Below are 13,162 nucleotides of genomic sequence, written 5' to 3' on the forward strand. Positions count from 1 at the left end.
CCACTGCACAACAAAGTCTAAAAAATCACGATTTTCGCTTTACGCTGTAAATAGCCCTTCCCTCAGCCAGAATGTGTTCAGGCTTGCCTTGGTGGTACGCCTGAATGTGGGTAAAAACTACTCTATTGCCACTTTTTTGCACTTGAGCCTCTACTACCACGTTGTTGTCTTTTTTTGCCGGCGATAAAAAATCAGTTCTAATGTCAATGGTAGCTATTTTGTCTACCTTAATATCTATCATAGTCATGGCCGCCATGCCACCTATCGAGTCCATTGCCGATACAATGACACCCCCGTGAAAATTGCCTGCTACAATATTTCCTAACAGTTCTTTTTTGTAAGGAATAATCAAGCTTGCTTTGCCCTGCTGCAGCACGTCAAGCTCAAAGCCCAGCAAACGGTGATAAGGAATATAGTCGGCAAATATTTTCCGATAAAGCGCAATGTCTAGCTCTGTAGCTTCTTGCATTGTAGGATTGTCTTTTTTTTAAATGATTGGTTTTAAGTTAAACAAAAGCAAGGTTTCCTCAGAAATGTAGGCGAAAACCCTGCTTTGTCTTAAGCATACGCGTTAGCCCTCCCAAATCACCTGATCAGGTTGTTGGTGCCAAGCCAGTAGTTGTTCGTTGTAATGCTTGTTGAGTATATTACGCTTTACCTTTAAGGTAGGTGTAAGCAAGCCATTCTCTACACTGAAGGCTTCTTTGGCTATAATCAGGGTAGAAATTTTTTTGTCGTTTTTCGAGCCTTCGTTGGCTTTTTCAAGCGAAGCAATTAGACTTTCTTTGACTTCTTCTTTTGACTTCATCTCGCCTAGCTCCGATAACGTGACAATGCCCATAGGCTGAGGCATACCCAACCCCACAATACAGATTTGTTCAATGTCGGTATTGGCATCAAACACCCACTCCATAGGTGCAGGCACTATATAAATACCTTTAGAGGTTTTAAAAGTGTCTTTTACCCTACCCGTAAGGTAAAGGTAACCATCCTCGTTTACCCAACCCTGGTCGCCAGTATGTAGCCAGCCATCTCTGAGCACCTCAGCGGTTTTTTCAGGGGCATTGTAATAACCTTGCATTACAAAATCGGCTTTCATGCATACCTCGCCAGTGTCTTCGTCAATCTTTAGGTCAACTCCTGCAGCTGGTTTTCCTACCGAGCCAGGTTGGTCTTCATCTCCGGATAAGAAAGAGCAAACCGCGCAGTTTTCTGTCATTCCATATCCCTCTGATATAGAGATTCCTAAACGTTTGTACCAGTCTTTGAGGCTTTGGGCTATAGGCGCAGCTCCCGACACACAGGCACGTGCGTTGCTAAGCCCCAGCCCTTTCTTTATTTTGTTTTTTACCAAGCCCGAAAGAATAGGGATTTTGAGAAAGAGGTTGAGTTTTTTTTGCGACATTTTGCCCAATACCCCTAGTTGAAACTTAGTCCAGATGCGGGGCACTGCAAAAAACATGGTAGGTTGGGTTTCGCGCAGGTTTTTGGCAAAAGTATCAATGGTTTCAACAAAAGAAATTTCGCCCCCGTGGGCAATGCACAAAAACTCTATAAGGGCACGCTCGGCAATGTGGTTGAGTGGTAAAAAAGAGAAAAAACGATTGTCACCATCAAACGATACTTTGACATAGTTTTGTTGGTGCACCATAGCATCGAGGCTGGCAAGGGCCTGGTGGTTAAGCATTACACCCTTGGGAGTACCCGTGGTACCCGATGTAAATACTATAGTCCATAAATCTTCCATGTCGGGCAAAGGATTGCCCTGCAAAGGTTCAAAGCGGTCAAGAAAAGTGTCCCACTGCTCACCTTCGGTTACTTTAGAGTTGCCTTCGTAATGCGGAAAAGCAATAATGGGCAGGTCAGCAGGCACGCCTTTTTTCATATCTTCCCATACTTCAGTTTTGCCCACAAACAATGCCTTTACATCGCCCAGGTGGATTACTTCCTTGATTTGCTCTCCAGTAAGGGTGGGGTAAAAAGGTACCGATACATAACCCGCAATCATAATGGCCAGATCAGCTATGATCCACTCTCGACAGTTTTTAGATACCAGCCCTATATGACTTTTGGCTGGCAAGCCCAACGATTGAAGTCCTGTAGCAAGCTTGCGCGCCATTTGTGCCGCCTGTTGCCAGGTATAGGTTTCCCAACGGTCACCAAAAGGTTGTCTTAAAAAAGACTTGTTGGGCATTATTTGCTCTTTTTCGTAAAATGACTGGAGTATTGTTTTTTGTCCCATAGATTGAATGTTTTTAATTTAAGTTCTTTGGCTATCAGATACTTTCAAACCATTGACAGCGATTGGTTTGCTATACAAATAGCAGACAAGATTGTTTTATTATATTTGCAAATATGATATTGCAGGTAACACAACTGGTTGAGCGTTTTAAAAATTACTTAGTAATGGTTGAAAATAAGGCATCCATTTGGAGATAGAGATTTACCACTGAGGCGAGGCATTTTTTGCGTTCGTAGCAGCGCTACGAGCAATAACCGATGGCTACAGCTTTGCTGTGCCGAGCTCTGCCAAAGGCTAAAAATAACGAAGTATCAGTGGTAAAGGTCATTTCCTAAATCGAAAGATTATTTTTTGTCCATTACTTAATGTCTCGTGATAAATCAGTTTTTTAAATACATTTTGTTGACTCAGCGAGGTAAACATACAACCATTGTATTAGTAAAAGCTCAAAAATCAAATTAAATATTTTTAGCTGAATCAGAAAAGTAAAATAGTATTTTAATACTAACACAATCACTTTTGTTTTGTTTTGGGGTACATTTAATCCAGTCGGTGTCTTACTAAGGAAAGCAACTTGATGAGTGGTAAAGAGGGAAGGAGGCTTTGAGAAAGGTTAGAGTTTAACAACTTGCCTGCGTTGTTTTATAGCCACGGGGGAGAAGTAGCCATAAAACAATGCCTCAAACACAGGCTTTATAGTAGCTATGATACTTGTTTTGCCAAACGATGTGCTACCCACAAGTTGGGCACCCAACATAGCCAGGCTACTATCAGGTAAGCTTTGGTAAAGTCCCCCAGGGTAACAATCAACAAGGGAAGCCACAAACGCAAAGTAACCGCAGCAAAACAAGCCGCGTAGCTATAAATCATCATTTTCTGATGGATGACGACCTGCTTTGCTTTAATGCTGGTATACGCCTTGTAGGTAGTAAAAAACCACACCAAACCTAAGCCTATAAAACCGACGGCAGCCACTGCCCCTCCATTGGCATACCAACCAAGGTAAATACCCGCCACTGCACTCAATAGCGCCGATATTATATATACTTTGCCCAGCCTTCGGTGCCATTCCAGATGTTGGGTTCTCCACCGCTTGCCAAACTGCGCCCAACCCACCAACAAAGCCACCCCGCCCAGTACAATGTGGGTATAAAAACTGGTATACCACACCATGTTGTTGAGCAGTGCCAGACTCTTGGAGCCCAAAAATCCCTTGCTCATATCTACAAAAAAGTAAGCCGCTGGATAAAGCCCAATAGCAATGGCAAAAAACGCCATCAAAAAATGTAAGGTTTTGTTTTTCATGGAAATAGAGGGTATTGTTTGTTAATAAATAGTTCGACTTTTTGCTGGAGGTGATGAGCCCCAATGCTAGTTACTTTTTGTTTTATATAAAATGTTTGTCCGAAGAAACCACGAATAACTTGCCCCAAGCGTAGAAAAAAGCAGACGAAATGCTGGGTTGTTTTTAGATAAAACCACCATTTTTTATTACATCTACTTGCTTTCGTGTGTGGTTTTCAAACCAGGTTTGGCAATAAATTCGTAGATTGCAAGTCAGTTTTTTTTAAGGATAAACACCTTACTCGTTATGATGAAACAACTCAAATTGACTTTGTCTCCCGAAATCGCCTATAACGATGAGGCATTGGCCCAATACATTGCCACTAAAATATCGGCAGTTAACCAAGACGACTTTACCATTCGTAAACTCAAACGCTCGATCGATGCCCGTGGTAAAAACATTAAGGTACACCTTCAGGCAGAGGTTTACTTCAACGAAAGTCCCCCTCCCTTGTTAGATTACAAGCAAGACTATCCTAACGTAGCCCAGGCTCCACAAGTAGTGGTAGTAGGAGCTGGTCCAGGAGGTTTGTTTGCTGCTTTGCGTCTTATAGAGTTGGGGTATAAACCCGTAGTACTAGAGCGGGGCAAAGATGTACAAACCCGCCGCCGCGACCTGGCATCTATCAACAAAGACCACTTGGTCAATGGAGAGTCTAACTATTGCTTTGGCGAAGGGGGGGCAGGCACTTACTCAGACGGTAAACTATATACCCGTTCAAAGAAAAGGGGGAGTGTCAGACGTATTCTGGAGATTTTGGTGGCACATGGGGCGGTAGACGATATTTTGGTAGATACTCATCCTCATATTGGCACCAACAAACTGCCCCGCATTGTGTCTAACTTACGTGAGAGCGTACTACAGGCGGGTGGCGAGGTACACTTTGACACAAAGGTGACTGACTTTGTGTTGAAAGAGGGAGAAATGAAGGGAGTGATTACCCAACAGGGTGACAAGATAGAGGGTTTGGGAGTCATATTGGCTACTGGACACTCGGCACGCGATATTTTTATTCGTTTGCACGAACAAGGCATCTATATCGAGTCAAAGCCTTTTGCTTTGGGGGTACGCATAGAACATCCACAACAATTGATAGATCAGATACAGTACAACTGCAAAGACCGGGGCGAATACCTGCCTGCCTCGTCTTATTCGTTGGCTGCTCAAGCGGTGTATGAAGGCAAACAACGAGGCGTTTTTTCGTTTTGTATGTGTCCTGGAGGCTTTATAGTACCCGCTGCCACTGCCCCTGGCGAGGTGGTAGTAAACGGGATGTCGCCCTCACGTCGTAACTCTAAGTTTGCCAACTCAGGTATGGTGGTGTCTGTATTGCCCGAAGACCTGGAACCTTACCAACAATATGGAGCGCTTGCAGGCATGCACTTTCAGCGAGAAGTAGAGCAACGTTCTTGTCAAATAGCGGGCACTACCCAAACTGCACCCGCACAAAAAATGCGTGATTTTGTTAACAAAAAAATATCTGGGCAGTTATTAGAGACGTCTTATCAGCCAGGGCTTAAGTCTATAGCCATCGATGAGGTGTTGCCACCGTTTATTGCCCAAAGTTTGCGCAAAGGTTTTCAGCTTTTTGGAAAAAAAATGAAAGGTTATTTAACCAATGAGGCGCAAATTGTGGGGGTAGAGAGCCGTACTTCGTCACCAGTACGTATTCCACGTAACAAAGAATCTTTTGAGCATGTGCAAACCAAACGCTTGTATCCGTGTGCCGAAGGCGCAGGCTATGCTGGTGGCATTATGTCGGCAGCGATTGACGGTGAAAAATGCGCCGAAAAGTTGGTAGAAAAGTACGGAAAATAGTACTACTTGTCTGGTGTTCAACAATTAGCCAGGTAGTTAGTTATTGTTATGAAGGACTTACAAAGAGAGAGGGTAATATACCCTGCCTTTTCTACTGCTCTGCCATTTAGTAGCAACAAGTCTTGGATACCGATGCGTATTGGTACCCAAGACTTGCTGCTACTTATATTGAATACTTAAACATAGTTGTCAGTAATAAACCCCTAACCTCTTGAATGAAGATCACAGGTAAAAAAATAATAAAGTTTTCTGTAAAATTTATTGTCTATAGTGTAGCCTCGGTGCTGCTGTTGTTTTCGGTGGTCTGGGGGGCTATTCAAATACCAGCCGCGCAACAATATCTGGTAGATCAGGCAACTGGTTACTTGCGTAAAAAGCTCAAAACCAAAGTAGAAATAAAACGTGTCAATATCGAGTTTTTTAAAACGGTGGTATTGGAAGATATTTTTGTGGCAGATCGTCAAGACGACACTTTGCTATATGCCAAGAAATTCAAAGTAACATTGCACAGTTTTTCGCTGTTAGACAAACAATTGCAAACCCAGGAAGTAGGTTTTGAAGGGGTCAATCTGTACTTGCATCGCTCTTCGAAATCGCCCGATTTTAATTATCAGTTTTTGATTGATGCTTTTAGCAGCAGTGACTCTACCAAAAAGCCTGAACCCAAAAAAGACAGCACAGCAGGCTGGGACATAGACTTGCACAAGGTACGCTTAAAAAACCTGAAGTTACACTGGTGGGACGACCGAAGCAAGTTGTTTTTGCAAACTCAAATGAAAGATTTCAAAGCAGATTTTGAAACGTTGGGGCTAGATAACAAGCACCCTGTCATCAATCAATTGATGTTTGACGGGCTTGATTTGAAATTTAGACAGGCTCCTCATCAACAAGAGGCTGAGGCAGAGGTAGAGGCTGAAGTGGAGTTGGAGGCAGGCAAAAAGCTGACTCCAAAAGATAGCACCCAAAAAGCGGTCACAGATACGCTTGACACTGCCTTGAACTCCAGTGGGTATAGAATTGACCTTAAATCTTTGGTGTTTAAAAATTGTGATTTCCGCTATGACGACGACTCACGCAAGCCTGCCAATAGGAGTAGTATTGACTACAACCATCTGATAGCCAAAGATTTTAGTGCTGATATAAGACAGATAAAAATAGGGAAAAACAACCTCAGTTTTGATATGAGATCGTTGGCTTTTGCCGAAAAAAGTGGTTTTAGGTTAAAACAATTCGCCCTGAGCATGGACCTGGATTACCCGCAGGTATCGATAGATGCCGGAAAGATACAAACCAACAATTCGGTATTTCACCGGGGCTTTAAGTTGCGCTTACCCTCCATAGAAAGCATTGAAGCATCTGTTGATTCTACTTTTTTTGATGCCGATTTCACCCAGGATTCGTTGGGATTCAAAGACATTACTTTCTTTACCGGGGCGTTGCCTCCCGCTTTGCAAGGCCAAACTGTAAAGTTTGGCGGAAGCATTAAAGCGGATAAAAACAAACTATATTTAGACAAGTTTATGGTGGGTTTCAATGCCCGCAATAGTTTTGAAACCACTCTGGAGGTTAACAACTTTACCGACTATGCCCAGGCACATTATAACTTAAACCTACACTACTTAAAAGTAGCTCCTGCCTTTTTACAAAGTTTGTTGCCTACGCCTTTGCCTGCCCAGTTGATGCTTGTACCTGATATTCGCACCGAACTTAGATTGAAGGGGTATTTGTCGCAGCTCGAAGGTGATTGTCTTTTGCAAACGGTGTTGGGAGAGCTGGAAAGCGACTTTAAACTGCAAACCAATGCCAAATTTGATAATAATCGCCTGCAGGCCAACCTGAGCGGCAAAGCCATACAAGTAGGCACGCTTACCGGAGTGGCTGATGTTGGTGCTTTGAATTTTTCGGCTTCTACCAGTATTGCCCAGAGCCCCCACTTGTTTCGAGTGGATACTTTGAGTGCCGATGTCAATAGCTTTGAGTATAAAAAGTATGTGTATAAAGGCTTAAAAATTGCCAGCAAATTTGTAGACGACATCGCCGAAAGTAAGGTAGTTTATAAAGATGATGAGGCACATGTAGTATTGCGAAATGTGATAAACCTGAAAGAAAAAAGGCCTAAGGTGTTTTTGTTGGGCGATGTACACCAATTGCATTTAAAGAAGTTGAACTTGTTTGACCAAAAGCTGGACATTAAAACCCAAATAGTAGGCGAAGTACAAGGTTTTGATGCTGACAGCCTTACTGGGTATTTGAAAGTAACTCATGCAAAGGTGGCTTACCAGGAACGAAACCTGGAACTTGACTCGCTTCGCCTTACCATTAGCCAACAAGATAGTACGCGCAATATTGTGCTAAAGTCGGACATAATGGATGCCCACGTCAAAGGACAGTTTCACTTGTCAGAGTTGCCCCAGGCGTTTGATATTTTTGCGCACAGTTATTATACCGGTTATGCTACCGATTCGCTCAAACTCAAGCATACCGAACAGTTTACCGTCAATGCCCATATACACAAAAACCCTCGTTTGTTGTATGCTTTTGCACCTACTCTTAAGCTTCCTTTCGAACTGGACATTGATGTTACTTTTGACGCCAGTACTAATTTTTTGATGGCACAGGTAAGTACGCCAGCGCTTGGGTATGCAGGACAAAAAGCCAACAATTTTTACTTGAATCTACGCACCAGGCGCAAAAAACTCAAGGTATTCTGGTCGTGCTCCAACATTGAAACCAAAGAAAATATAGACATCAAGTCGCCCAGTTTCCGCACTACTATAGAAAAAGACAAGGCATCGTTTAATTTTAGGGTAAAGTCTGACTCGCTTAAAACAGATATGGCATTGTATGGAAAGGTAAATGCCAAAACCGATACTTTTGCTATAGCCCTGCACGATTCTTTTATAGAAATAGAAAAGCAAAAGTGGAAATTTAAGCAAGATTGCAAAATTACTTTTAACCCTTACAATGAGTACTTGTTTGTAGATAGCCTGGCGCTGACTCACAACGATCAAAGCCTATTGCTACAGAGTCGCACTAATGATGATAACAAAATTGTACAGGAGTTAGATATTATCAAGTTTGATATTGACTCTATTCCTCTGTTGTTTGGCTTAAGCCCCTACAAACTGGGCGGGGTGATCAATGGCAATCTGGCGGTGACCAATGTGTTTGATATTGAAAAAATCACCAGTGATATTAAGGTGAAAAACCTAAAAGCAATGGACCTGGCAATGGGTGACCTTACTGTGGGGGTGAGCGACAAAGATCTTGCGGGGATTACCAAGATACAAGTATTGCTGAAGGGTAGAAATAATCGCCTGCGTGCCAACGGTTCGTATGACCTTAACAAAGACAGCTTATACTTGTTTGCTGGAATATCTCAGATCAGGCTTGAACCCTTCAGGCCTTTGGTGTCTGACTATATAACCAAGCTACATGGCAGGTTGAGCGCCCGACTGCGCATTGCGGGGCCTTTGCTTCAGCCCAATATCAATGGAGATATTAGGTTTAAAGGTAAAAATACGGTGCAGGTAAAAATGTTGGGAGAGCCTCATTTTATCGAAGACCAACGCATTTACTTTGATGGTGACCAAGTCAAGTTTAAAAACTTTACCATTACCGACCAAAACGGACAAACCAATACAATCAATGGTAAAATTCATAACCTGGGCTTTAGTGCTTTTTATACCAACCTTAAGGTAAAAGGAGATAATTTTCAATTGATGAAGTCGAGTGCCTACAATTTTAAAACCTTGTATGGTACCATTGTGAGCGATTATGACATTAAAGTAGATGGTTTGCTGGATGACCTGAAAATAAAGGCAGATGTAACAGTGAAGCCTGGCTCTAATGTGTATACATCGATAGATGATGAAGGGGCTGCCAGTGTAAGACAAAGCGATTTTATTAAGTTTGTAGATGCTGACTCTACCAAAACCAAAGACACTACCAAAGCAAGAGCCCAGACTGATCTTACTGGCTTTACAATCAAGTCGGTGATTAGGGTAACCCCCGAAACAAAGCTACATATTATAATAGATGAAGCTACCAACGACCGTATGGAGTGTTCGGGTACTACGGTGCTGAGTGTAAACATGGACAGTACTGGAGAAATTGAGCTATCAGGTGACTATATTATAGAAACCGGAAAGTATACCATGAACTTGTTTGAAGTGGTGCGCAAAGAAATTGAAGTGCAAAAGGGGAGCAGTGTACACTTTTTTGGCGACCCTATGCAAGGCATCATGAATATTACGGCTATTTATGAAACCAAAACATCTACTTATAATTTACTGGTCGATCGTATTTCGGCAGAACAAACTGCGGAGATAGAGCAGGCAAAACGAATTATTCCGGTGCAAGTACTGATACACTTGCGGGGCAAGTTTATGGAGCCTCAAATTAGTTTTGATATTGAGTTGCCCAAAGACAAGGTGCGCAACCCCAGCCCGGCACTTACCAGTAAACTTAACGAAATAAGAAATGACCAAAACCAACTCTACAAACAGGTTTTTGGGTTGATAGTACTGGGGCACTTTATTACTTCCGAAGAGGCACAAGGCGGCAATGGGGTAGATGTAACCTCCCAGTTGGGGTCGGGGCTGAGTGGTTTTTTGAGTTCTCAGCTCAACAAATTGTCTGATGATTATTTGGGAGGAGTACAAATTGACATTGATTTAAGTAATAATAGTGATTATTCGCAAGACCGGGAACTAGCGGTACAATTGTCCAAGAAGTTTTTCAACGATCGACTCAAGGTATCGGTGGGTAGTTTTGTAAGCCTTGACAACCACGACAATAATGAAGAAAATTCGCACCAAAACCTGATAGGAGATGTAACAGTAGAGTATCGTTTAAATGAATCGGGTAATTTAAGCCTTAAGTTTTTTCGCCGAACCAACAACAATGGGGCCGCAAGCGGTCTTACCCAGCAAAACAACCAAACCAATGGGTTTTCGGTGAGTTACCAGAAAAACTTTAATAGATTAGGGGATTTGTTTAGACGCAAAAAGGTGAAAAACAGTCGGCCACCCAAGAAAGAAAATACCCAGAAAGAAAACACTCCCAAAAAAGATACCCCGAGAAAAGACGAGGAAACAAAAAAGACGGAATTAAAAGGGAAGGAGAGCAAGAAAGAAGAAAAAAAGGACTAAAATACTGTAAGCCACTATTGTTATCCTACCTTATGAAAGTTTAAAGTCTACCCTACTATTTTTTCGCCTCGATTTGTGTCTCCACAACCGAGTTTACGAGTCCTCAGATACCGATGAATGTCGGTGCTCAGCAAAGCTAAATCACCCTGTCGCAGAGCCTGGGAACAGTGCTTTTCAAGGTTTCGATCAGCTCATGGAGACACGACCTGAGGCGATGACGGTACTTTGGAAAAACCGAAGCTATTTCTAAATCCTGATTCATCAAGACAGTTTTACTGTGCTGAGTTCAACGAAGTTAAAAACTGGGTAGAGTAGTTCAAAGTCTTGTACTTATTAAAAAATAAAAACTACAAAACAATACTTTTGTGATTTTCCGAACTTACTTACATTACACCTATTCAAATATAAAGCTTATCTTTTCCAAGAGTTTTGGATGCCCTTGGAAAGCAATTTTTATCTAAGATGCACGCAAGCACAGATAAACCCTGTTGGGGGAGTGTTTTTTCCTTAAAACTTAAGTGTTAAACTCAAGGCCGCAAAGTTGCTAAATGGGGTACTCTCCATGGTTGGTTCTAACCTGAAACTGAGGTCGTCGTTCAGGTCAAAGTCCATCAGGTGGGCATCTACGTTGGCATCTACCATTTGTAAACCATACACCAATACCGAAAGAATAATCATAAAGTCACGGTCGCGTTTTGCCTGATCTTGAATAGTTTTAAGGTTTTCGGCAGTCAGGTTAAAGGATGCTTCATAGTTGGGGTCCTGGCTTTTTTTTACGTATTCGTTTCTAAACTGTAAAAACCGTTGGTGTTGGCGGTTTATTTCCAGACCAAGCAAGGCACCTCCTCCGTAAATAATGATTAGTTTCCAGGGTTTACGGTTATATATTTGCCCAAACCCCGGAAAAGCAGCCGAATATAACAGGGCTTTGCGGGGAGAGTTACTCCTTCTTTTTCGCTTTTTGTTCGATAACCGTCCCCCTTTTTTTATTACCACAGTATCTTTCACGGTGAGAGTAGGTTTTACCGTAGTCGAGGGCTTGATTTGGGGCACAGAGTCCTGCACCTGAGCTTCAGACACACCTATGGACATTAGCAAAATACCCGCAAGGCAAAATAATCCTCTATACAAGTTCATTTTCAAAAAATATTTGCACATCTTACGCTCTTTGTTAAAATTATAAATTTAATGTCATTAACCTTAAAAAACACTTCAAACCTTGCTACAGGTTGTTTTTCTGTCAAAATCCTGTCAGATTCTTCATTTCATTCTTATTTTGGTTTATATTGTTACGTTTTTTAAAAAATATTTGCTACAAGTTTTGGGTTACGTTCTACTTTAATTTTGTATAAATGTTTACAAAAACTGTAATACCTTACATCGAAGAAAACTTCGCGCAAATCAAAAAAAATAACAGGAATTATTTTTAAATAAAGTATTTTTGAACAATATTTGATCGCTTAAAACGCGTGAAATTCAAGGATGCAAATATAGCGGTTTCATTTAAAAACATATAAATTATGATGCGACGATTCACCCTTTTAGCTGCACTTGCTGTTTGTTTATTATCCTGTGGGCCAGGAAACAAAACAACAAACAACACTAATGACAGTAAAAAGATTTTTCGCTTGAACCTGACAGGGGGACTGACTTCGCTTGATCCGGTTTTTGCCGATCAAAGAACAAACATTTGGGCTACTACTCAATTGTACAATGGGTTATTTACCTTTGGGGAAGATTTACACGTTCACCCTGAGTTGGCAGAAAACTACAAGATTTCTGAAGATGGGCTGACGTATACCTTCACCATCAAAAAAAATGTTTACTTTCACGATGATCAGGCTTTTAAAAATGGCCGGGGACGTGAAGTAATTGCCGATGACTTTGTTTACTCATTCAAGAGATTAATGGATCCTAGAACTGCCGCAAAAGGTTCTTGGATATTTGCCGACAAGGTAAAGCAAAGCGCCGACAAGAAATTGGCGGATGACTGGATTGAAAAAATAGATGATTATTCATTTAAAATTACTCTTAATCGACGATTTCCCGCATTTTTACAAATCTTGTCTATGCCGTTTACTTTTGTAGTAGCAAAAGAAGCAGTAGAGAAGTATAACAAAGACTTCAGAAAACACCCAGTAGGCACTGGTCCTTTTATGCTTAAGACCTGGAACGAAAAAGATCGTCTGATCTTGGTAAAAAACACCAAATACTGGAAGCGTGACGTAAAAGATCAAACGTTGCCTTACCTTGATGCAATAGATGTATCATTTATTGAAGATAAAAACCAAGCTTTCTTAAGCTTCGAAAAAGGTAGCTTACACTTCCTGACCAGTATTTCGGAAACTTCTCGTAACAAGATTCTTAACAAAGATGGAAGCATTAAATTGTAGAAATTAAAAAGGGTATAAAAAATTGAATTCCAATTAATTATACCCATAATTCATTGCAAAAGGTTATTATTATATCTCCTAAAACATCATAATAGCTTTTACAATGAATATACATTTTAAAAAAACTTTCGTAAAGAACTATCCTCTTTAGTAAAAAAATATTTTCGTGGTCATTTTTGTGAGGAGGTCAACATATTTACTACCATTTCGG

7 protein-coding genes are annotated in these 13,162 nt (G+C 41.3%); 3 read left to right on the forward strand and 4 right to left on the reverse strand.

The features are described from left to right. Positions 1-25 precede the first annotated feature (25 nt). The 3 genes from M23134_RS02415 to M23134_RS02425 all read right to left on the reverse strand — a co-directional run bounded on the left by M23134_RS02415 (position 26) and on the right by M23134_RS02425 (position 3,547). A complete protein-coding gene (locus M23134_RS02415) occupies positions 26-469 on the reverse strand; it encodes a PaaI family thioesterase (RefSeq protein WP_002693576.1) in 444 nt (147 codons plus the stop codon). Between the two features lie 102 nt (positions 470-571). Next, the gene (locus tag M23134_RS02420) at positions 572-2,242 is read right to left on the reverse strand and encodes an AMP-binding protein (RefSeq protein ID WP_002693578.1); all 1,671 of its coding nucleotides are present in this window, start codon (positions 2,240-2,242) and stop codon (positions 572-574) included. Positions 2,243-2,944: 702 nt separating this feature from the next. Then, positions 2,945-3,547, reverse strand: a complete 603-nt coding sequence (locus M23134_RS02425; RefSeq protein ID WP_002693581.1) for a DUF2306 domain-containing protein — start codon at positions 3,545-3,547, stop codon at positions 2,945-2,947. A gap of 286 nt (positions 3,548-3,833) precedes the next feature. Here M23134_RS02425 and M23134_RS02430 point away from each other — a divergent pair, with 286 nt between their 5' ends. Further along, positions 3,834-5,405: an NAD(P)/FAD-dependent oxidoreductase gene (locus M23134_RS02430; protein WP_002693582.1), complete on the forward strand. Its 1,572-nt coding sequence runs from the start codon at positions 3,834-3,836 to the stop codon at positions 5,403-5,405. A gap of 215 nt (positions 5,406-5,620) precedes the next feature. Next, a complete protein-coding gene (locus M23134_RS02435; protein WP_002693583.1) occupies positions 5,621-10,558 on the forward strand; it encodes a translocation/assembly module TamB domain-containing protein in 4,938 nt (1,645 codons plus the stop codon). Between the two features lie 507 nt (positions 10,559-11,065). Here M23134_RS02435 and M23134_RS02440 read toward each other — a convergent pair. Beyond that, complete coding sequence (locus tag M23134_RS02440) at positions 11,066-11,695, reverse strand: DUF5683 domain-containing protein (RefSeq protein WP_157558300.1); 630 nt, start codon at positions 11,693-11,695, stop codon at positions 11,066-11,068. A 383-nt stretch (positions 11,696-12,078) separates the two neighbouring features. Here M23134_RS02440 and M23134_RS02445 point away from each other — a divergent pair, with 383 nt between their 5' ends. Next, positions 12,079-12,951, forward strand: coding sequence for an ABC transporter substrate-binding protein (locus M23134_RS02445; protein ID WP_045112888.1), 873 nt, complete (start codon positions 12,079-12,081; stop codon positions 12,949-12,951). The last annotated feature ends 211 nt before the right edge of the window (positions 12,952-13,162 follow it).

It is taken from the genome of Microscilla marina ATCC 23134 (genome assembly GCF_000169175.1).
GTDB lineage: Bacteria > Bacteroidota > Bacteroidia > Cytophagales > Microscillaceae > Microscilla > Microscilla marina.

Excerpts from the sequence above, each read along its gene's own strand:
- M23134_RS02415 (WP_002693576.1), bottom strand. The coding sequence starts at position 469 with ATGCAAGAAGCTACAGAGCTAGACATTGCGCTTTATCGGAAAATATTT.
- M23134_RS02420 (WP_002693578.1), bottom strand. The coding sequence starts at position 2,242 with ATGGGACAAAAAACAATACTCCAGTCATTTTACGAAAAAGAGCAAATA.
- M23134_RS02425 (WP_002693581.1), bottom strand. The coding sequence starts at position 3,547 with ATGAAAAACAAAACCTTACATTTTTTGATGGCGTTTTTTGCCATTGCT.
- M23134_RS02430 (WP_002693582.1), top strand. The coding sequence starts at position 3,834 with ATGATGAAACAACTCAAATTGACTTTGTCTCCCGAAATCGCCTATAAC.
- M23134_RS02435 (WP_002693583.1), top strand. The coding sequence starts at position 5,621 with ATGAAGATCACAGGTAAAAAAATAATAAAGTTTTCTGTAAAATTTATT.
- M23134_RS02440 (WP_157558300.1), bottom strand. The coding sequence starts at position 11,695 with ATGAACTTGTATAGAGGATTATTTTGCCTTGCGGGTATTTTGCTAATG.
- M23134_RS02445 (WP_045112888.1), top strand. The coding sequence starts at position 12,079 with ATGATGCGACGATTCACCCTTTTAGCTGCACTTGCTGTTTGTTTATTA.